This window comes from Amycolatopsis sp. 3B14 (assembly GCF_050958625.1).
GTDB lineage: Bacteria > Actinomycetota > Actinomycetes > Mycobacteriales > Pseudonocardiaceae > Amycolatopsis_E > Amycolatopsis_E thermoflava.
The window spans coordinates 303238-323884 of sequence record NZ_JBHZEN010000023.1; the positions used below are offsets into that span (position 1 = coordinate 303238).

General features: G+C 71.4%; 18 protein-coding genes. 14 read left to right on the forward strand and 4 right to left on the reverse strand.

Going from position 1 to position 20647, the window contains the following annotated elements; all coding sequences use genetic code 11:
* Positions 1-9: 9 nt before the first annotated feature.
* Genes ACCP09_RS14370 through ACCP09_RS14380 form a run of 3 tightly spaced genes read left to right on the forward strand, consistent with a single transcriptional unit; the run spans position 10 to position 3133 of the window.
* Positions 10-1164: an acyl-CoA dehydrogenase family protein gene (locus ACCP09_RS14370; RefSeq protein ID WP_433746777.1), complete on the forward strand. Its 1155-nt coding sequence runs from the start codon at positions 10-12 to the stop codon at positions 1162-1164.
* A gap of 38 nt (positions 1165-1202) precedes the next feature.
* Positions 1203-2384 carry a thiolase family protein gene (locus tag ACCP09_RS14375; RefSeq protein WP_433746780.1) on the forward strand — a complete coding sequence of 394 codons (1182 nt, stop codon included), beginning with the start codon at positions 1203-1205 and terminating at the stop codon, positions 2382-2384.
* A complete protein-coding gene (locus tag ACCP09_RS14380; protein ID WP_378364971.1) occupies positions 2384-3133 on the forward strand; it encodes an enoyl-CoA hydratase/isomerase family protein in 750 nt (249 codons plus the stop codon). Before ACCP09_RS14375 ends, ACCP09_RS14380 begins: the two co-directional genes overlap by 1 nt.
* A gap of 115 nt (positions 3134-3248) precedes the next feature.
* Here ACCP09_RS14380 and ACCP09_RS14385 read toward each other — a convergent pair whose 3' ends face one another.
* Together ACCP09_RS14385 and ACCP09_RS14390 are read right to left on the reverse strand one after the other, a co-directional pair.
* The gene (locus ACCP09_RS14385) at positions 3249-4358 is read right to left on the reverse strand and encodes a hypothetical protein (protein WP_378364970.1); all 1110 of its coding nucleotides are present in this window, start codon (positions 4356-4358) and stop codon (positions 3249-3251) included.
* A 108-nt stretch (positions 4359-4466) separates the two neighbouring features.
* A complete protein-coding gene (locus ACCP09_RS14390; protein ID WP_433746784.1) occupies positions 4467-5030 on the reverse strand; it encodes a PadR family transcriptional regulator in 564 nt (187 codons plus the stop codon).
* A gap of 116 nt (positions 5031-5146) precedes the next feature.
* Here ACCP09_RS14390 and ACCP09_RS14395 point away from each other — a divergent pair, with 116 nt between their 5' ends.
* From ACCP09_RS14395 to ACCP09_RS14425, 7 genes are all read left to right on the forward strand, one after another.
* Positions 5147-6700: an AMP-binding protein gene (locus ACCP09_RS14395; protein WP_433746787.1), complete on the forward strand. Its 1554-nt coding sequence runs from the start codon at positions 5147-5149 to the stop codon at positions 6698-6700.
* A 5-nt stretch (positions 6701-6705) separates the two neighbouring features.
* The gene (locus ACCP09_RS14400; RefSeq protein WP_433746790.1) at positions 6706-9144 is read left to right on the forward strand and encodes a xanthine dehydrogenase family protein molybdopterin-binding subunit; all 2439 of its coding nucleotides are present in this window, start codon (positions 6706-6708) and stop codon (positions 9142-9144) included.
* A gap of 2 nt (positions 9145-9146) precedes the next feature.
* Positions 9147-9926 carry an enoyl-CoA hydratase/isomerase family protein gene (locus ACCP09_RS14405; protein ID WP_433746793.1) on the forward strand — a complete coding sequence of 260 codons (780 nt, stop codon included), beginning with the start codon at positions 9147-9149 and terminating at the stop codon, positions 9924-9926.
* Positions 9927-9929: 3 nt separating this feature from the next.
* On the forward strand, positions 9930-10835 hold the full coding sequence (locus ACCP09_RS14410) for an FAD binding domain-containing protein (protein WP_433746796.1): 906 nt from the start codon (positions 9930-9932) through the stop codon (positions 10833-10835).
* Positions 10832-12058 (forward strand): xanthine dehydrogenase family Fe-S subunit, encoded by a 1227-nt coding sequence (locus ACCP09_RS14415; RefSeq protein WP_433746799.1) that lies wholly within the window; start codon positions 10832-10834, stop codon positions 12056-12058. Before ACCP09_RS14410 ends, ACCP09_RS14415 begins: the two co-directional genes overlap by 4 nt.
* Positions 12059-12123: 65 nt before the next feature.
* Entirely contained in the window at positions 12124-13239 is a 1116-nt protein-coding gene (locus tag ACCP09_RS14420; protein WP_433746802.1) for an MFS transporter, read from the forward strand.
* The gene (locus tag ACCP09_RS14425; protein WP_433746805.1) at positions 13236-13457 is read left to right on the forward strand and encodes a hypothetical protein; all 222 of its coding nucleotides are present in this window, start codon (positions 13236-13238) and stop codon (positions 13455-13457) included. The genes ACCP09_RS14420 and ACCP09_RS14425 overlap by 4 nt, the downstream gene beginning before the upstream one ends.
* Before the next feature lie 93 nt (positions 13458-13550).
* Here ACCP09_RS14425 and ACCP09_RS14430 read toward each other — a convergent pair whose 3' ends face one another.
* Positions 13551-14825, reverse strand: coding sequence for a DUF2254 domain-containing protein (locus tag ACCP09_RS14430; protein WP_433746808.1), 1275 nt, complete (start codon positions 14823-14825; stop codon positions 13551-13553).
* Between the two features lie 247 nt (positions 14826-15072).
* Here ACCP09_RS14430 and ACCP09_RS14435 point away from each other — a divergent pair, with 247 nt between their 5' ends.
* On the forward strand, positions 15073-15393 hold the full coding sequence (locus tag ACCP09_RS14435) for an ROK family protein (RefSeq protein ID WP_433747062.1): 321 nt from the start codon (positions 15073-15075) through the stop codon (positions 15391-15393).
* Between the two features lie 33 nt (positions 15394-15426).
* Here the strand turns inward: ACCP09_RS14435 and ACCP09_RS14440 are convergent, their stop codons facing one another.
* Positions 15427-16896 carry an aldehyde dehydrogenase (NADP(+)) gene (locus ACCP09_RS14440; protein ID WP_433746811.1) on the reverse strand — a complete coding sequence of 490 codons (1470 nt, stop codon included), beginning with the start codon at positions 16894-16896 and terminating at the stop codon, positions 15427-15429.
* A 225-nt stretch (positions 16897-17121) separates the two neighbouring features.
* Between ACCP09_RS14440 and ACCP09_RS14445 the strand changes: the two genes are divergently transcribed.
* The 3 genes from ACCP09_RS14445 to ACCP09_RS14455 are packed head-to-tail and all read left to right on the forward strand — an operon-like array spanning position 17122 to position 20613.
* The gene (locus ACCP09_RS14445; RefSeq protein WP_433746813.1) at positions 17122-18264 is read left to right on the forward strand and encodes a CaiB/BaiF CoA transferase family protein; all 1143 of its coding nucleotides are present in this window, start codon (positions 17122-17124) and stop codon (positions 18262-18264) included.
* 37 nt (positions 18265-18301) lie between these two features.
* Positions 18302-19432 carry an acyl-CoA dehydrogenase family protein gene (locus ACCP09_RS14450; protein WP_433746816.1) on the forward strand — a complete coding sequence of 377 codons (1131 nt, stop codon included), beginning with the start codon at positions 18302-18304 and terminating at the stop codon, positions 19430-19432.
* On the forward strand, positions 19429-20613 hold the full coding sequence (locus ACCP09_RS14455; protein WP_378364957.1) for a CaiB/BaiF CoA transferase family protein: 1185 nt from the start codon (positions 19429-19431) through the stop codon (positions 20611-20613). Before ACCP09_RS14450 ends, ACCP09_RS14455 begins: the two co-directional genes overlap by 4 nt.
* Positions 20614-20647: the final 34 nt, after the last annotated feature.

A 20647-nucleotide genomic window follows, 5' to 3' on the forward strand; every position in this document is an offset into this window, starting at 1 on the left:
GGACCGCCCATGTCGTTCGACCTGTTCACCATTACCGAGGACCACGAGGCGATCCGCGAAGCGGTCCGCACGCTGGCCGAGGAGCGGATCGCCCCGTACGCGGCCGAGGCCGACGAACGCGAGGAGTTCCCCAAGGCCTCCTACGACGCGCTGGTCGCGTCGGACTTCCACGCCCCGCACGTGCCGGAGGCCTACGGCGGGGCCGGAGCCGACGCGCTGGCCACCTGCATCGTCATCGAAGAGGTCGCCCGGGTCTGCGCGTCCTCCTCGCTCATCCCCGCGGTCAACAAACTCGGCAGCCTGCCCCTCATCCTCGCCGCGAACGAGGAGGTCAAGCAGAAGTACCTGCCGCCGCTGGCGAGCGGCCAGGCGGGCTTCTCCTACGCACTGTCCGAACGCGACGCCGGGTCCGACACCGCCTCGATGCGGTGCCGTGCCACCCCCGACGGCGACGACTGGGTGCTGACCGGGCAGAAGTCGTGGATCACCAATGCCGGCTTCTCCGAGTACTACACCGTGCTCGCCGTGACCGACCCGGACGGGCAGCGCGGCAACAACGTCAGCGCGTTCGTCGTGGAGAAGTCCGACCCCGGGTTCTCCTTCGGGGCCAAGGAGCGCAAGCTCGGCGTCAAGGGCTCGCCGACCCGGGAACTGCTGTTCGACAACGTGCGCCTCCCCGGCGACCGGATGGTCGGCAAACCGGGGGAGGGGCTCAAGATCGCCCTGCGCACCCTGGACCACACCCGCGTCACCATCGCCGCCCAGGCCGTCGGGATCGCCCAGGGCGCACTCGATCACGCCCTGGCCTACGTCAAGGAGCGCCGGCAGTTCGGCAAGCACATCGCCGACTTCCAGGGAATCCAGTTCATGCTCGCCGACATGGCCATGGCTGTGGAATCGGCCCGCCAGATGGTGTACGTGGCCGCCGCCAAGTCCGAGCGTCACGACGCGGACCTGTCCTTCTTCGGCGCCGCCGCGAAGTGCCAGGCCTCCGATGTGGCGATGCGCGTGACCACCGACGCCGTCCAGCTGCTGGGCGGTTACGGCTACACGCGCGACTTCCCACTGGAACGCATGATGCGCGACGCCAAGATCACCCAGATCTACGAGGGCACCAACCAGATCCAGCGCGTCGTCGTGGCCCGGCACCTGCTCCGGGGCTGAGCGCGGGTGGCAGATCGTTCGCGAAGCGTGAGGTACTGATGAGCCAGGACAGGATCGTGCTGCTGGAGGGTGCGCGCACTCCGGTGGGCGGTTTCGGCGGCGCGTTCAAGGACGTCCCGGGATTCGAGCTGGGGGCGACGGCGGCGAAGGCGGCGCTCGGGCGGGCCGGGGTCGAACCCGGCGCCATCGGTGAGGTGGTGATGGGTTGCATCGGCCAGGTCGGGCCGGACGCCTACAACGCCCGCCGGGTCGCGCTGGCCGCGGGACTGCCCGTCACCACCCCCGCGTACACGGTGAACCGGTTGTGCGGCTCCGGTCTGCAGGCGATCTGGTCGGCGGCGATGCAGATGCGCTGGGGCGGGGTGGATTTCGCGCTGGCCGGTGGTGACGAGTCGATGAGCCGGATGCCGTTCTACGACTTCGGCGCCCGCTCCGGCTACCGGCTGGGCGACCGGACCCTCGCCGACGGCACAGTGATGATGCTGACCGACCCGTTCCACGGTGTCCACATGGGAGTGACCGCCGAGAACGTCGCCCGCGAGTACGGGATTTCGCGGCAGGAGCAGGACGAGTTCGCGCTGGAGTCGCAGCGGCGGGCGGCCTCGGTGGCGGCGAAGGAGGCCTTCGCGGAGGAGATCGTCCCGGTGGAGACCGGTGGACGGCGTCCGGTGACGGTGACCGAGGACGAGCACCCCAAGCCCGGTACGACGCTGGAGGCGCTGGCGAAGCTGCGCCCGGCGTTCCAGAGGGACGGCACCGTCACCGCCGGGAACGCGTCGGGCATCAACGACGGTGCGGCAGCGGTGGTGCTCGCGCGCGAATCGGCCGCGGCGGAGCGCGGACTGACCGGGCTGGTGAGCCTGGAGGCGGTGGCGACCGCGGCGGTGGAGCCGGAGCTGATGGGCTACGCGCCCGTTCCGGCGCTCGCGAAACTGTTCGAGCAGACCGGAACCACCCCCGACGACATCGACGTCGTCGAGCTGAACGAGGCTTTCGCGTCCCAGGCCGTGGCGGTCATCCGCGACGCCGGGCTCGACCACGAGAAGACGAACCCCTACGGCGGCGCGATCGCGCTCGGGCACCCGGTCGGGGCGACCGGGGCCATCCTCACCCTGCGAGCGGCCAAGCACCTCGTGCGGCGCGATCGCGAACTCGCCGTGGTGACGATGTGCATCGGTGGCGGGCAGGCGCTCGCCGCACTGCTGCGGAGGATCGGCTGATGAGCGTGGACTTCCAGGCCGGCGGGGGTGTCGGGTGGATCAGGCTCGACCGGCCCGGCGTCTCGAACGCGATCGATCTCCCCACGGCCCGGGCGCTGGCCGAAGCCGTCACCGCCGCCGAGGCGGACGAGGTGCGGGTGGTGCTACTGACCGGGAGCGGGGCCCGGTTCTGCGCGGGCGGGGATGTGCGGTCGTTCCTGGCCGCGGACGAACCGCCGAAGTACCTGCACGAACTGGCCACCGAGCTGGAGGCAGCGCTGCGGCGCCTGTCCGCGCTGCCCAAGCCGGTTGTCGCCGGTGTCCAGGGCGCGGTCGCCGGGGCGGGACTGGCGTTCGTGCTCAACGCGGACGTGGTCGTGGCCGCTCGGTCGACGAAGTTCCGGATGGCCTACTCCGGCATCGGCCTCACCCCCGACTGCGGCGTGTCCTACCTGCTTCCCCGGGCGATCGGAACGCAGCGTGCGCTGGAACTGGCGTTGACGGGGCGAACCCTGACCGCCGACGAGGCGCGGACGTGGGGGCTGGTGACGGAGGTTGTCGACGACGACGCGCTGAGCCGCCGTGCGGACGAACTGGCCCGGACTCTCGCCGACGGTCCGGTCGCCGCGCTCGGGCAGGCCAAACGCCTGATCCGCGCGTCGTTCGGCGCCTCCCGGGAACACAGCACGGCAGACGAGGCCGGCACCATCGCCGCGGCCGTCGCCACCGAGGAGGCCCAGCGGCTGATCGAGCGGTTCACTGCGCGCTGATCGCGCCCGGTCAGGCAGCGGTGGCGAGGTCCTGCCCGGCTATGATCTTCCGCTGGAAGGCGCCCGCCCCGCCGTGCGGACTGCCTCGTCGGAGCTTTGTGCTGTCGGGGTCGGATCACGAACCGCTTTCGGCGCGTTCGCGGTTGCGGCGCTGCCGCTCCCGCTCGCGCCGGCTGTAGGTCGCCCGGCGGACGCTCTCTTCGTCCTCGAGGCTCGAACCCACCGCCCCGGCGACGATCCCCACGGAGGTGGACAGCCACACGAGCTTGAGGTACGAGGCGGGGCCGGCCGGATGGCCGAGGACCTGCGCCATGTAGGTGCCCTCGACCAGCACGACCGCCGCCAGCAGGGCCAGGCCGAAGAGGATGGCGTACATGCACGCGACACCGATCATCAGGGTCAGCGCGGTCGAGGCGTTGTACAACAGGGCCTTCCGCCGTTCGAGGTGCCCCGACGGCGAGTCCCAGAGGTGGTTGTGCACCATCAGCCAGCCCGACATGACCACGATCGCCAGGACGGTGATCCCCGCCAGGCGCAGCGTGGGCAGCGCTTCGGCGAGCCGCCAGAACGAGGTGGTGATGATGCCGTAGGCGGCGGTGGCCGCAGCGGCCGCGGTGGCCCCGGCGAGGTTGGGCACCAGGCGCCACGGCCGGTTGTCCCGGATCATCCCGGCGAGCAACCGCAGGCGGCCGCGCACGCCGACCAGGGCCAGGTGCTGGTCGGCACCGCGGTCGCGGATGTGCCGCATCGGCGCGACGAGTTCCCGGAGCCGGTCAAGGGCCCGCCGCGGCGGACTTTCCGCCTTCGCCGGGCGAGGCGTCAGCAGGTGGTAAATCAGGTGGATGATCAGCCGGCACACCCGGCCACGAAGCCGCAGGGCGCCGAGCGCGGGCAGCGACACCATCGCCACGCCGTGAGCGACGTTGTAGTCCGAGGCGATCGGAACCGTGCCTGCCCGACGCGGGAGATCGGTGATCAGCACGAGGAGGTCCCACTCGTGCTCGGCCCGGTGCTCCTCCGCGAGGGTGAGCATCGGGATGTTGCCCTCCTCGTCGAGTGGCAACGACCGCGTCTCGTGCTCGACGTGCCAGGACGTCTCGTCACCGAAGTCGTGGGCCAGACGGGCGGGCAGTCCCTCCGCGATGCGTCCGGCGAGCTGCCGGGGCAGTCCGTCATCGGTCAGGAGGCCCACCGAGACGGCGTCCGGCGCGCGCTGGGCAGTCATGGTCGGGCCTTCCCTCGATCTCCGGGGGTGACGTCGCCAGGGTTCCCGGTGCGTCCCCAGGCAAACGGCCGACCGGACGCCTGGCGTCGGTGAGAGATCCCGGCGCCGCTACTCCCGTGGTGAGCGCTCGAACTCGCCGCGGGCGGCGCGCTCGCGCACGCGGCGCCAGAACTCGAGGGCGGCGTATTCCATGCCCAGCCCGAGTTCCAGGGTGATCATCCGGCCGGCGACCTCTTCGATGTGGCCGAACCGGCGCTGCATCTCCTCGTACTCGGCGATCCTGCGCTCGTGCTGCTCGACCTGCTCCTTCGCGAGCCGCGCGACGTCGTCCGGTCCGGCCAGCTCGCTGAAGAAGAGTTTGATCTCCGCGACGTCGCGCAGCTCGAAATGCTCGTTGACCGGCTCGGCCATCCAGTCGCGCAGCGCCTTCCGGCCGGCGTCGGTGATCGAGAACGTCTTGCGACGGCGACCCGAGTCCTCCTCGTGGAGTTCCAGCAGGCCGGCCTCCTCGAGGCGCTTGGGCTCGGAGTACAGCTGCGCGTGCGGGAAGTTCCAGAAGTACCCGACCGACCGGCCGATCGCGCGCTTGAGGTCGTAGGACGTGGACGGACCGCGCAGCGCGATCATGCCGAGCACCACGTACGACGTCGTCGACAGCCGAACCGTTGACATGCTCCGAACCATACCGTAGGTTCTCAACCGTCCGAAACAGATGGTCGGTCTCATATCGTTTGTTACGGACGGTTAGCTCTGCTCGGCACGATCACTGTCGCGATGGAGGGACGGTCATGGATCTGGGCACGGTTCTGCGCTGGACGGCGGAGCGTTATCCCGGCCGCCGCGCGGTGGGCGGCAAGACCCCCATGACCTACGCCGAATGGGACGCGCACACCGACCGCCTGGCACGGGCGCTGGTCGCGCTCGGCGTCCGGCCCGGCGAGCGCGTGGTGCTCTCGCTCGCCGGCGGCGAACCGCTGGCCAGCCTGCACCTGGCCGCGCAGAAACTCGGTGCCGTCTCGGTGCCGCTGTCCTTCCGGTTCGCTCCGCCCGAATTCGCCTACTGCGTCGCGGACGCCGAACCCGCCTTGGTGATCACCGACGCCTCGACCGCCGCTCTCGCGGACGAGGCGCTGGCGGGGCTGCCCCCGGTGCCCCGGGTCGCCTCCGGCTCGCCGGACGAGGACACCGTCGAACGCCTCGCCCTGCGCCAGCCGAGCGGCTCCCCGGACGTCCGGGTGTCCGGCCAGGACATCAGCGTCATGCTCTACACCTCGGGCACCACCGGCAAGCCGAAGGGCGTGCCGCGCACGCACTCGGCGGAGCACTACGCGGCCCTCGCGCACCTGATCCAGAGTGGACAGTCCCGCTTCGACGCGACGCTGGGCGTGATGCCGCTGTTCCACACGATGGGGTTGCGCACCCTGCTGGCCACCCTGGTCGGCGCGGGAACCTGGGTACCGCAGGTGAGGTTCGACGCGGACGAGGCGCTCGAGCTCATCACCGCCGAGGAGATCGGTTCCCTGTACCTGGTGCCGACGATCTACTGGTCGCTGGTGCGCACCGGCCGGCTGCCCGAGGCTCGGAGCGTGCGCAGACTGGCCTACGCGGGCTCGTCGATGACCCCGGCACTGGCCGAGCAGCTGACCGGCGCGCTGGAACCGGAGTCCTTCGTCAACCACTTCGGCAGCACCGAGATCTACACCTTCACCATCGGTCCGGACGTGATCGCGAAGCCGGGGTCGGCCGGCCGCGCGGGCGTGTTCTCCCGCGTCCGGCTGGTGGACCCGGATCCCGCCGCGCCCCCGGATGCGGAGGTCGGGCCGGGGGAGCAGGGCCAGGTCGCCATCTCGATGTCCAGCCCCGAGGCGTTCGCCGGCTACTGGCGCCGCCCCGACGCCGACGCCAGGTCCATCCGGGACGGCTGGTACTTCCCTGGCGACCTGGCGATCGCCGACGAGGACGGGGACCTCTGGGTGGCGGGCCGGGTCGACGACATGATCAACTCCGGCGGCGAGAACATCTACCCGGACGAGATCGAGGACGCGCTGATCCGCTGCGCGGCGGTGCGCGAACTGGTCGTGGTCGGCATGGCCGACGACAGGTGGGGCCAGGCCGCCACCGCGTTCTTCGTCCCGGATGAGGGCATGACCCCCGAGCACGCGACGGAGGTGCTGGAAGCCTTCGCCCGCGAGCAGTCCGGACTGCCGTCGCTGAAGCGCCCCAAGCGGTTCGTCCCCGTGGCGGCCATCCCCAAATCAGCGGTGGGCAAAGTCCTCCGCCGCGAACTGAGCTCCGGAAACTACCGCGCGTTGTCCGACAGCGCCGCAGAAGCAGGCAGGTGAGCCGAATGACCGCAGTCGCCGGCACGCCGGGCAGGAGGACGGCGCGGGTCGAGGACCCCGCGCTGCTCACCGGCCGCGGCAGGTTCCTCGACGACATGGACCCGCTGCCGGGCACGCTGACCGCGGCGGTCGTGCGCAGCCCGCACCCGCACGCCCGAATCCGGCGGGTCGACCTCGAGCGCGCGCGACGGCATCCCGGGGTCGCCGCGGTGATCGGCCCCGAGGAGGTCAAGGCGACCCTGCGCCCGTTCCCGTTGGCGCTCAAAGCGCCCATGCCGTATTACCCGACGGCGACGGACAAGGTGCGTTTCGTGGGCGAACCGGTCGCGGTGGTGGTCGCCGGCGACCGGTATCTCGCCGAGGACGCCGCGGAACTCGTCGAGATCGACTACGAGCCGCTTCCGCCGGTGGTCGACGTGGAAAAGGCGCTCCTGCCGGACGCGCCACGGCTGCACGAGGACGCGGACGGCAACGTCGCGACCGACCGGACCTTCACCTTCGGCGACGTGGACCGGGCGTTCGCCGAGGCGGATCACGTGGTGAAGGGCAAGTACGACTTCCCGCGTTACTCCTCCACCCCGATGGAGTGCTACGCGGTCGTCGCCGAGTGGCAGGACGAAGTGGACGGACCGGCCATCCAGGCCTGGGCGAACTTCCACGGCCCGTTCTCGATGGTGGCGGTGCTGGCCGGCGCCTTCGGCCTGCCCGCGTCACGGATCCGGCTGATGATCCCGGCCGACAACGGCGGCAGCTTCGGCATCAAGGCGGGCATCTACCCCTACGTCGCGCTGATGGCGCTGGCGAGCAAGTACGCGGGCAGGCCGGTGCGCTGGACCGAGGACCGCATCGAGCACATGCTGGCCAGCTCCGCCGGATCCGACCGGGCCATGTGGTTCGAGGCCGCCGTCTCGGCCGACGGCACGGTGCAGGCGCTGCGGGCCGACCTGGTGGACAACGTGGGCGCCTACCTGCGCCCGCCGGAACCCAGCACGCTGTACCGCTGCTTCGGCAACATCACCGGCGCCTACAAGATCGACGCCGTCCAGATCCGTTCGCGTGCCGTCGTCACGAACAAGACGCCCACCGGGCTCAACCGCGGCTTCGGCGGGCAGCAGCTGTACTTCGGCCTGGAGCGGCTGATGGACAAGGTCGCCCAGACCTGTGGTCTGGATCCGGTCGAGCTGCGCAGGCGCAACTTCGTGCGGCACGAGGACTTCCCGTACGCCACGCCGAGCGGCGGCATCTACGATTCCGGCGACTACCACCGCGCGCTGGACATGGTGGTGAAGAACGCGGACTACCAGGCGCTGCGTGAGAAGCAGCGGGAAGCGCGGGCGCGGGGCGAGTACCTCGGCGTCGGTGTGGCCACCATCGTCGACCCGTCCGCGACCAACATCGGCTACGTCGGCCTGGCCACCCCGGCCGAGCAGCGGGCGTCCGGGCGCGGCAAGTCCGGTTCCACCGAGCACGTCCGGATCAGCGTCGATCCCAGCGGCATGGTCTCGGTGCTGCTGGGGACCGTGCCGCAGGGGCAGGGTCACGCCACCGTCGCGCAGCAGGTGGTCGCCGACCAGCTCGGGCTGCCCTTGGAACAGGTGCGCCCGATCGTCGAGATGGACACCGCCACCACGCCGTGGACGATCAGCTCGGGCAGCTACTCCTCACGCTTCGCCCCGCTGCTGACCAGCGCGCTCGTGGAGGCCGCGGAGAAGCTCGCGGGCACCGTCAAGATCGCCGGCGCCACCCTGCTCGGTGTCACGGCGGAGGAGGTGGAACTCGCCGAGGGCCAGGTCCGGTTGCGGGCGGAACCAGGCAGGGCGGTCCCGTTCAAGCACGCGGCCGGGCTGGTGCACTGGGACCCCGGCGCGCTGCCGGCGGGCACCTCCGCGCGGCTGTACGAGGAGGCCGCGTTCACCCCTCCGCAGTCGACGGCGGCGAGCCGCACCGACCAGATCAACTCCAGCCTGTGCTACGGCTTCGTCGCCGAACTGGCCGTCGTCCGGATCGACCCGGAAACCCGGGAGATCAAGCTCGAGCGGGTGGTCACCGTGCACGACGCCGGCACCATCCTCAACCCGACCCTGCTCGAAGGCCAGGTGCACGGCGCGCTCGCACACGCGCTGGGCGGCGCGCTGTTCGAGGAGATGCGCTACACCGAGGCCGGGCAGCCCACCGCGACCTTCATGGACTACCTGTGCCCGACCAGCGCCGAGACCACCTTCGAGCTCGACAGCGACCACCTGGAAACGCCGTCTCCGCTGACCAGGCTCGGCGCGAAGGGCTGCGGCGAAGGCAGCTGCATGAGCCTGCCGGTCGCGATCGCCAACGCGGTCGCGGACGCGCTCGCCCCGGCCGGCGTCGACATCACAAGCCTGCCCCTGCACGGAAACGTGCTCCACGAGCTGCTGAGCGGCAGCACATCGGAAAACGGAAGGAACCACTGACCATGGCACTCACCGGAGGCGAGATCAGGTTCGACCGCGGTCACGACGGCCGGGTCGCCTACCTGACCCTCGATCACGGCAAGTACAACATCATCACCTGGGAGACCCGTCAGGTGATGGCCGACCGGTTCGCCGAGATCGACGCCGACGACGACATCAAGGTCGTGGTGATCCAGGCCGCGGGGGAGCACTTCTCCTCCGGTGGCGACATCGCCGGGTTCATGGAGGTCGACCCGATCGACTTCACCGACCTGGGGCACAACGTCACCGCCCCGGCGCGCAGCCCGAAACCGGTGATCACCGCGGTCGACGGCTACTGCTTCGGCGTCGGGCTCGAACTCGCGCTGTCCACCGACATCCGGGTGGCGACCAAGCGCGCCGAGTTCGCGCTGCCGGAAATGCGCCTGGGCATGATCCCCGGCTCCGGCGGTACGCAGCGCCTCGCCCGGCTGATCGGCCTCTCCCGGGCGAAGTACCACGTGATGACCGCGTCGCGGATCAACGCGCGGCAGGCCGGGGACTGGGGCCTGGTGGCGAACGTGGTCGAGGACCGCGCCGCGCTGGATGCCGAGGTGGAACGGATCGTGGGCGTGCTTCTCGGGTTCTCCCCGCTGGCCGCCCGCACCGCCAAGGAGGTGCTCGACAAGGGCGTGGACGCGCCGCTGTACTCCGGCATCGAGCTGGAGCGCAAGGCGTACTCGATGCTGCGCTCCAGCAACGACTTCGCCGAGGGTGTCGCCGCGTTCACCGACAAGCGCGCGCCGAAGTTCCAGGGCCGCTGAGCCATGAAAGCCGCACCATTCGCCTACGTCCGGCCGTCGAGTCTGTCCGACGCGATCGCCGAACTCGCGAGCACGGGCGGCGGCGGCAAGGTCATCGCGGGTGGGCAGTCGCTGGTGCCTGTTCTGGCGATGCGGCTCGCCCGCCCCGCCACCTTGGTGGACATCAATTCCGTCACCGGGCTCGACCGGTTCGGCACCGCGGACGGGTACCTGGAGATCGGCGCCACGGTGCGCCAGCGCCGGGTCGAGCGCGACCCGGTGAGCGCCGCGGTTCCCTTGCTGGGCATGGCGCTGCCGTGGGTCGGGCACCGGGAACTGCGCAGCCGCGGCACCGTGTGCGGCAGCCTCGCGCACGCCGACCCGGCCGCCGAGCTGCCTGCCGTGGCGTGCTGTCTGAACGCCGAGCTGACCGTGACCGGCACCGGCGGCGCCCGGCGGGTGCCTGCCAGGGAGTTCTTCTCCGGCGCGATGACGACCGCGCTCGGGCCCGAGGACATCCTGACCGCGGTGCGCTTCCCGGTCGCCGGGAAGGGTGAGGGTTTTGGGTTCGCCGAGATCGCGCGCAGGCACGGGGACTTCGCACTCGCCGGGGTCGTCGCCCGGGTTCGCGTGCGCGGCACGGAGACCGAGGCGGAACTGACCGGATTCGGCGTGTCCGACCGGCCGGTCACCCGCCCGGCCACCGGTGAACTGGCCGCGGCACTGCGCGAAAGCGGCGGCGACGTGAACCGTCTGCCGGGCGCACTGTCCGATCCGCTCACGGCGATGGCGGAGGAGCTGGTCGACACCGACGGCGACGCCCACGCGTCACGCGACTACCGCCGCCGTCTGTTCCGCACGTTGGCGAGCCGGGAACTGAGCAAAGCATACGAGCGCGCTCGCAGGAGCGCCGGTGAGGTGGACTCGTGACCGAAGCGGTGACGCAGAACGGAAAACCCCGGGCCGTCAAGGCCGCGGCCGATGATCTCGTCGAAGTCAGGATGACCGTGAACGGCACCGCCGCCGTGCTCAGCCTACCCGCACGCGTCACGCTCGCCGACGCGCTGCGCGACCACCTCGGGCTCACCGGCACCCACGTGGGCTGCGAACACGGGGTGTGCGGGATGTGCACGGTGCTCGTGGACGGGGATGCGGCCCGGGCCTGCCTGCTGTTCGCGGTCCAGCTCGACGGGGCCGACGTCGTCACCGTGGAGGGCCTCGGCAGACCGGACGACCTGCACCCGCTGCAGGAGGCCTTCGGCCGCAACCACGCGTTGCAGTGCGGTTTCTGCACACCGGGTTTCCTGATGAGTTCCTACGACCTGCTCAGCAACCAGCCCGAGGTGACCGAGGAGGAACTGCCGGCGGAGTTGTCCGGGGTCATCTGCCGCTGCACCGGGTACCGCAACATCCTCACCGCGGTCAGGGAAACCAGGCAGGCACACCCCGACGGCATCCCCGCGCCGGGCAACTGCGCGCACCGCGCGCTCGTCGGCCGGGCCGGCCACGGCGGCGGCACCACCGACGGCCGCGAAGCCACCGACGAAACCGAGGACACCCGCCGGATGGACATCGTGCTCCCGGACGGCGATCCGACGATCGCGGTCGACATCGGGACCGAGATCGGCGTTCCCGTGGACGCGGTGTGGCGCGTGTTCGACGACGTGTCCCTGCTCGCCCGCTGCCTGCCCGGCGCGGAGCTCACCGGGGACCTCGGCGAGGACCACTATGCCGGCCGCGCGCGCGTGTCGGTGGGCCCGATCAAGCTCGCGTTCAAGGGCGTCGCGCACGTCGTCGAGCACGACCGCGCCGGTCAGCGCCTGCGCGTGCTCGCGCAGGGGCAGGACACCGGAGGCGCGCAGACCCAGGCCGACATCGTGCTGCGCACCGAGGCCACGGCCACCGGCACCGTGATGCGGGCCAAGGCCGACGTGTACCTCACCGGGCGCATCGCGCAGTTCGGCCGTGCCCTGGCCGGTGACGTGAGCCGGCGCATGTTCGAGCAGTTCGCGGACGCCCTGCGCGAAGCCGCGACCTCCGGGCAGGCTCCCAGCGGCCCGGTCGAAGCGCCGAGCGCGCTGAAGCTCCTGTTCGCCCCGCTGTTCGACCGGATCCGGACAGCCCTGCGCCGCTCGCGCCGGAGGTCAAGCTGATCCGTGTCCGCGCCCAGCGCGGGTTCCCGCCCAGGTCCCTATTCCCTCATCCGTAAGGGGAAACCGTGAAACCCGATATCGCACCACGGTCAAAGTCGCCTCGTGCCGCGGTATTCGCTTCCGTCGCCGGCTGGTCCTTCGACCTGTTCGACCTGTTCCTGCTGCTCTACGTGGCCGGACCGATCAGCAAGAACATCTTCCCGAGCACCAGCCCCACCCTGGGGATCGCCGCGGTGTTCGGTTCGTTCGCGGTCACCGTCGTGATGCGCCCGGCGGGCGCGGCGATCTTCGGAGAGCTGGCCGACCGCAAGGGCCGCAAGGCGACCATGGTCCTCGTGATGAGCGGCGTCGGCCTCACCACGGCCGCGATGGGCCTGGTGCCGCCGCACGCCACGATCGGGGTGCTCGCCCCGATCCTGTTCCTGGCGCTGCGGATCGCGCAGGGACTGTTCGTCGGCGGCGTCACCGCCACCACCCACACACTCGGCACCGAGAGCATCGGTCCCCGGTGGCGTGGGCTGATGAGCGGGCTGATCGGGGCCGGGGGAGCGGGCCTCGGTTCCGCGCTGGCCAGCCTGGCCTACATCGTGGTCGCGGCGCTCTTCCCCGGCCCGGCGTTCGACCAGTGGGGCTGGCGGGTGCTGTTCTTCTGCGGGCTGCTCAGCGCGCTGCTGAGCCTGTTCGTGCTGCGCAAGGTCGACGAATCCCCGGAGTTCCAGGGCAAGCGGCAGGCACCGGTGCCGTTCCGGGAGCTGCTCCGGGGGCGCGGCAAGAAGATCCTCGCGCTGAACATCGCGGTGGCCGCCGGCGGTGGCGCGCAGTACTACCTGACCTCCGGGTACCTGCCCACCCTGCTCAGCGAGGTGGTCGGGGTGCCTGCCGCCCAGCGCGGCACCGTCCTGCTGGTCAGCAGTGTCGTGGTGGTCGTGGCCGCGATCGGCGCGGGCGAGCTGAGCGAACGCCTCGGCCGCCGTCGGACCATGCTCGGGTTCGGTCTGTGCAACCTCGTCGCGCTGCCGGTGCTCACCTGGGGCATCGCCGCCGCGGGAGGCGGTCGCGGGACGGTCGTGGCGCTGCTGTGCGTGGTCATGGTGATGCTGTCCAACGGCGCTTACTCGCCGCTGATGATTTTCCTCAACGAGCGGTATCCGACCGGGCTGCGGGCCAGGGCACGGCGGTGAGCTGGAACCTGGGCTTCATGCTCGGCGGGCTGATGCCGACCCTGGTCAGCCTCCTCAGCCCGGAGCTGGCGGACGTCCCCTCGCGGCTCGCGATGTTCCTGGTGGGCGCGACCGTGGTGTTCGTCCTCGCGGTGCTCGCGAGCCCGGAAACGCGGGGCGCCCTCGACCGTGAGCGCGAAGCGCGGGCAGCCGTCGCCGACGACGTCACGCCCGCCTGAGGGCCGGTCGGCCCCGCCCTGTGTGGGCGGGGCCGACCACAGCTCACGGACACGTCGCGGAGCGGAAAGCCTCGAGTTCGGTGCGGTGAAAACTCAGCCCCGGCAGCCGGCGCCCGCCCCGAGGTCGCCGCCCGAACCGATGCCCTGCTGGTCGGCGACCAGCGCCGCGCGCCGGTCCCGTTGGTCCTCGTAACTGTGGTCCACGGCGGCGACGAGCACGTCCAGCTGCCGGTGGAGTGCCGGCTGCCGCTCGGGTGGCGCGACCGTCAGGAGGTCCTCCAGCGCGGCGCGTATCCGGCGCGAAGCCTGGGGGGAGGCGGCTCCGGCGAGGCAGAGCTCGTCGAACGCGAGCCGGACGTAGCCGTCCCAGCCGAGGGTGCGTTCGATGAGCCGGACCTCGCCGCTGCCGTCGCGGTGCTGGCCGGAGGGGAAGTCGCGCGTGGCGAGGTGCCGCAGGCAGTCGTGCAGGCGGTCGATCACCATGACGGCGGTGGTCGGATCGGTGAACGGCTGGGCCAGACCCCGCTCGGCGATGTCGACCAGCTTGCGGAAGCCGTACGCCGGGTCGTCGCCGTGGGTCCGCTCCGCGGCCAGGACGACGAGCCCCGCGACGCGGGTGTGGTCGAGACGGTCCGGGCCGCCGTTCACACGGAACAGCGGGGCGCCACCCGGGACGAAATCCCCCATCAGCGGGACCATTTCCAGCGCGCAGCCGGCCTCGGACGCCGCCGCGACCAGCGCGGGGCGGTCCAGGTCGACCACGAGCCCGGGTTCCGGCGAGGCCACGACGCCGGGCCGCGCCGGCGGTGGCGCCGTGGCGGGGTACTTGCGGTTCAGCTGCTCACGCAGGTTGTCCCCGACCAGGTCGATCAGGCCCGCGGCGCGCAGCGCGTTGCCCGAGTGGTGGATGTAGAGGAACAACGCGGCGATGCTGGCGAGCATCAGCAGGTAGGCCACCAGCACGGTCACGCCGGGCACCGCGCTCCCGTCCACGGCGTTGACCTCGCGCAGAGCCAGGATCGCGAAGGTGAACGTCGAGGCGAACAGCCCGTAGGCCAGCTGGCTGCTGCGGTCCTGCAGCAGCGCCCGCACGATGCGCGGCGAGAACTGGCCCATCGCGAGCTGGACGGCCACTGTCGTCACCGTGAGCACGAGCGTGGTCAGGGTGACCATCGCGGAGGCGATGGTGCTGAGGATGTTGGACACGGCGTCCGGTGAGCCCGTGATCGACACGGGAACCAGCCGGTCGCCGAACCGCCGGTCGATCGCCACCGTCACGAGCGACAGCGCGATCGAGGCGAGGACGCACAGCAACGGCGTGATCCACAGGCTGGCCCGCAGCCGATGGCGGAACCGCAGGGACACCATCGAACGTCCTCCTCCTTCGGTCGCGGCCGGAACCGGCGGGTGCCGGCGCCGCCCGCCGGGTACCCAGATGGGGGACGGGGAACCGTCCTGCCCACATCGACACCGGGGCGAACCACAGGCCCTCCCGGCTGGCGGAGCCGGCGGACGGCCCGCAACAAGCGCCTTTCGCCGCTTGTGAAGGAACCCTAGGCGGTCGCCCCGCCAGGGGAGGTCACCGGCTCGCGCCGACCACACTGGACACGTCCACATCGGCCCCGGCGTTGGCGGCGGGTCCGTCGGCGAGAACGGCAGGCTCCCGCACAACGTGGACGGCGCCGCCGCGGACATCGGGCACATCCGCGTGCCCGAGCTGCCGGAGGCGTTGTGCCGCTGCGGAAGTCACGGCTGCCTCGAAGCCGTCGCCTCGACCGGCGCCATCGCGTCCCGGCTCGGGCTGAGCGAGGGTGACCTGCTGGCTTCGGTGATCCGCGGCGAGGCGAACACCGTTACCGTGGTCCTCCTCTCTCCCCGCGGGATCGCCGACCACACCCGGCCGCTGGATTCGCCCATGCAGCAGCTCGGACTGTGACCTGCCCGGTCGCCGTCGGCCCGGACGGGAGCGCTACCGCGTCGCGGTCACCGGTGCGGCCGTGAGCGCACCGTCCACTCGCCGCGGGATGCGAAGTTCATTCGCGTCCCGCAATGCGGCCGGCAGCAGCGCGTCCGGCGCCGACTGGTAGGCGACCGGGCGCAGGAACCGGCGCATCGCGGTGACTCCCACCGAGGTGTGCACCGAAGTCGTCGCCGGGTACGGGCCGCCGTGGTGCTGCGCCCAGCCGACCGCCACGCCGGTCGGCCAGCCGTTCCAGATGACCCGCCCCGCTGTGCCGGTCAGAGCGTGCAGCAGGGCTGGTGCGACCCGGTCGCCACTTTGTTCACCGTGCACGGTGGCCGTGAGGTTCCCGTCCACCAGGTCCGCCGCGGCGGACAGCTCGGCGTCGTCGGTGTAGGTCACGACCAGCGCGAACGGTCCGAAGCACTCGGCGAGCAACGACGCGGCACATCGGGCGAATTCCGCGGCCGTGGTACTGACGAGAACGGGCCGGACGACCGATTCGTCCGCGGTGTCCTGCTCGGGGACGCTCAGCGGCCGGACCGCCGGATGGGCGGCCAGTCGCGCGGCCCCGGCCCGGAACGCGGCGCCGATGCCCTCGTGCAGCAACCGCATCGGAGCCGTGGGCGCGCCGGCGGCGATCAGGTCCTCCAGCCCGCACCCCGCCGGCACGAACACCACGCCCGGTTTGGTGCAGAACTGCCCGGCGCCCAGCGACATCGACGCCAGGAAGCCGTCGACGATGTCCCTGCCGCGCGCCCGAGCCGCTTCGCGGGTCACGAACACCGGGTTGAGGCTGCCCAGCTCCCCGTAAAAGGGAATGGGGGAGGGCCGGGCCGCGGCCAGGTCCGCCAGAGCCCGTCCGCCCGCCGTGGAACCGGTGAAGGCGACGGCGGTGATCCGGGCGTCGGTCACCAGTTTGCGCCCGGTCTCCATCCCGTGGACCACGGCGAACGTACCGTCGGGCGCACCGGCCGCGCGCAACGCGTCGACGACTACCCGCGTGTAGGCACCCGACAGCCGGGGCTGAGCCGGATGGGCCTTCGCGATCACCGGGCACCCCGCCGCGAGCGCCGACGCCGTGTCGCCCCCGGCCAGCCCGAAGGCGAACGGGAAGTTGCTCGCGCCGAACACCGCGACCGGACCGAGCGGGATCAGCATCCGCCGCAGATCCGGGCCCGCGCGGTCGATGATCGCCTCCATCCACGAGCCTTCCTCCACCGCATCGGCGAACATCTCGAGCTGCCCCGCGGTCCGTTCCACCTCACCGGTGAGCCGCGACACGCCGAGCGAGCTGTCCGCGTCGGCCAGCGGCACCAGCTCGTCCGCCTGCGCGCGCAGAGCGCCGGCAACGGCGCGCAACAGGCCGGAGCGCTCGGTCAAGGGCATCGCCGCGAGCACCGGCGCGGCCGACCGGGCCGCCGTCAGCACCTCCTCGTACTCCTGGCAGGTGGTGTCCGCGATCGCGGGGGCAGGCATCGTCGCTCCTTCTGTTCGGTGGAATGGCCGGAAGTTCCGGCCGCACGGGAATCCGTGGCTCCTCACGATCACCGCCGGCCCGCGGAAACCGGTACCTCCAGGTGGAGGTACCGGCGCTGTGGCGGCCCGAGCGAGCATCGATCGATCGCGGTGACCCGCGACCTCGCTGAGGAGGACCGTTTTGCTTCGAACCGCAGTACTTTCCCGGTCTGCCGGAGGCATCCGGTGACCGGCCGGGCGGCAGGGCCGCTCGCCGGAATCCGGGTGCTCGACATGACCAGGCTCGCTCCGGGCCCGTACGGCAGCATGCTGCTGGCCGATCTCGGCGCCGAAGTGATCGCGATCGGCGGCGGCCGCTCCGGTCTGCCGGTGCCGGCGCTGTCCCGGGGCAAGGAATTCATCACACTCGACCTGAAGACCGGCGAGGGCCGCGCCGCCCTGCACCGGCTGGTCGCCGAGTCCGATGTGTTCATGGAGGGCTTCCGGCCCGGGGTGGCCGAGCGGCTCGGCGCCGGGTACGCGGAGCTCGGCGCGCTCAACCCCCGCCTGGTCTACTGCAGCGTCACCGGTTACGGCCAGACCGGCCCGCTCGCGCAGCGCGCCGGCCACGACATCAACTACCTCGCGATCGCCGGCGCGCTGGGCACCTTCGGCCCGCCCGGCGGTCCGCCGGTGCCCCCGCTGAACCTGGTCGCCGACTTCGCCGGGGGCGGGCTGCTCGCGGCGTTCGGCATCGTGGGCGCGCTCTACGAACGGGAGCGTTCCGGCCGCGGGCAGTACCTCGACGCGGCCATGGTCGACGGGGTGCTGTCCATGATGGGCATGAACTTCACCGACTGGGGCGGGGGAGCACTGCCGCGGCGCGGTGAGGGTGTGCTCACCGGGACGATGCCGGCCTACCGCTGCTACGAGTGCGCCGACGGTCGCTACGTGGCGGTCGGCGCGCTGGAAAAGGCGTTCTTCGCGAACCTCTGGCAGGCACTGGACCTGGGTGCCGTGCCCGACCACTTCGACCCGGCCAACTTCGCCGCGATCGAGGCGCGGCTCGGCGACGCCTTCCGGCAGCGGACGATGGCGGAGTGGACGAAGTTCTTCGCCGGGATCGACGCGTGCGTCACCCCGGTCCTCGAACCACACGAGCTGGGTGAGTTCGAGCAGATCGCCGGGCGTTACCAGGGATTCGACACCGAATCGGTGCCGGCGGTGCCGGTGTACTCCCGGACCGCCGCGGCGCCCGGCCGGACCGACACCGCCGACGCGACCGAGCGGGTGCTCGCCCGGTTCGGACTCTCCGCGGAGGAAGCGGGCAAGGCGGCGGGACCCCGCGACGGCAGCGCCGTCATGGGCCTGCGCTGGCCGCCGATGTGAACGGGTACCCGAGAAAAGCATTGAGGAGCAAGAGAACGTGAACACCGAGTACGAGGACTTCCGGTCCAGCGTGCGCCGGCTGGCGGCGGACAAGATCGCGCCCCACGCCGCGGACGTGGACGACAAGGAGCGTTTCCCCGAGGAGGCCTGGGCCGCACTGCGGGCGGCGGACCTGCCGGGCCTGCCCTACGACGAGGAGCTCGGCGGTTCCGGCGCCGACCTGCTGTCCCAGGTGATCGCCGTCGAAGAGGTGGCGGCGGCCTGTGCCAGCTCCGCGCTGGTGCTGCTGGTCAACTGGGCCGGCACGTCCACTGTGGTCAGTCATGGTTCGGACGAGCTGCGCGCCGAAGTCGTGCCGCGGGTCGCCACGGGTGACGCGGGTGCCGCCTGGTGCATGACCGAACCGACTGTGGGCTCCGATCTGTCCGGCATCACGACCACGGCGACCCGGGACGGTTCCGACTGGGTCCTCAACGGACAGAAGCGGTTCATCAGCAACGCGCCGTGGGCCGAGTGGTACGCCGTGCTCGCCCGGACCGGCGAGAAGGACTTCGGCGTCTTCATGGTCCGCAACGACGACGCCGGGATCTCCTTCGGCCCGCACGAGAAGAAGATGGGCATGCGAGGCAGCCCGACCACCGACGTCCTCCTGGAGAACTGCCGGATCCCCGGCGGCCGTGTCGTCGCCGACCCCGCGCAGGGCTACCGCTACATCAACGGCGAGCTCAACACCAGCCGCGCCCTGATCGCCGCGCAGGCGCTCGGGATCGCGCAGGGCGCCTTCGACGCCGCCGTCGCCTACACCTGCGACCGCCGGCAGTTCGGGCAGTCGCTGTCCCGGTTCCAGCTGCTCCGGGGAATGGTCGCCGACATGGCGGTGAAGATCGAGTCCGCCCGCGCGCTGCTCTACGACGCGGTCGCGCTGATCTCCGCGGGCGACCCGCGGGCGCGATCCCGGGTCTCCATGGCGAAGCTGCTGTGCAGCGACAACGCGATGTCGGTGGCCACGGACGCCCTGCAACTGCACGGCGGATACGGATTCACCCGCGACTACCCGGTGGAACGCATGATGCGTGACGTGAAGATCACCCAGATCTACGAGGGCACGAACCAGATCCAGCGGCTGGTCATCGCGAAGGACGTCTACGCCCGGCAGGTGCGGTCATGACCCGCGCACTCGAGGGGATTCGCGTTCTCGACCTCGGCGAGATCATGCAGGGCCCCCTCGCCGCGCAGGTGCTCGGTGACTTCGGCGCCGACGTGATCAAGGTCGAGCGCGGGATCCGTGGCGACATGATGCGGTCGCTGGACCGCGTGGCGGGGGAGACGGGCGAACCGTGCTCCTACTACGTCGCCGTCAACCGGAACAAGCGCAGCGTCTCGCTCAACCTCAAGACCCGCGAAGGCATGGCGGCACTGCACCGGTTGCTGGCGGAGGCCGACGTGCTGGTGCACAGCTACCGGCCGGCGGCGGTGCGGCGGCTCGGCCTGACCTACGAGGACCTGGCCGGGCGCTACCCGAAGCTGGTCTACGCTTCGGCCTCCGGCTTCGGGGAGACCGGACCGTACGCGCACAAGGCGGGACAGGACATGCTCGCCCAGTCGCTGAGCGGCATGGCCCGCACCGTGGGCGACCCGAACCTGAGGGCGCACATCCTGCCGGTTCCCGTGGTCGACTACGCGTCGGGAATGGCGCTGGCACAGGGAATTCTCGCGGCCCTGCTGGAGCGGGAACGCTCCGGGCGGGGGCAGCGGGTGAGCGTCAACCTGCTCGACACGGCGCTGGCGCTGCAGACGCTGGAAAGCGCGTCACTGCTGATGTACCAGCGTGAGACGAACTGGGTCACCGACTGGTACAGCGGGATCTTCGAAACCACCGACGGCATGGTCACCGTGCTCGGCTTGTTCCGGGACAACGCACTGCACCTGGTGTGCAAGGCGCTCGGGGTGGAGGACCTCAGCCGCCGCCCGGAGTTCGCCACGGCGGAGCTGCAGGCCCGCAACAAGGACAAGGCGAACGAGGTCCTGCGGGACACCGTCCGCGCCCTCTCCACGGACGAGGCGATCGCGCGGTTCGACGCCGTCGATCTGCTCTCCGCGCCGCTGCTGACCCTCGAGGAGGCACTGGCGCACCCGCAGGTGCTGGAGAACGGCACGATCACCCAGGTCGAGGTCGGCGGGGGGCGGACGACCCGCATCCTCGGCAACCCGGTCAAGCTGTCCCGGACCCCGGCCACGACCAGGCGGGGCGTCGCCGAGGTGGGCGAGCACACCGAACCCGTGTTGCGGGAGTCCGGCTTCACCGACGACGACCTCGCCCGACTGCGCGCGAGCGGGGGCATCCGATGAGGACGGTCGACCCCACGCTGCGAGGAGGATCCCG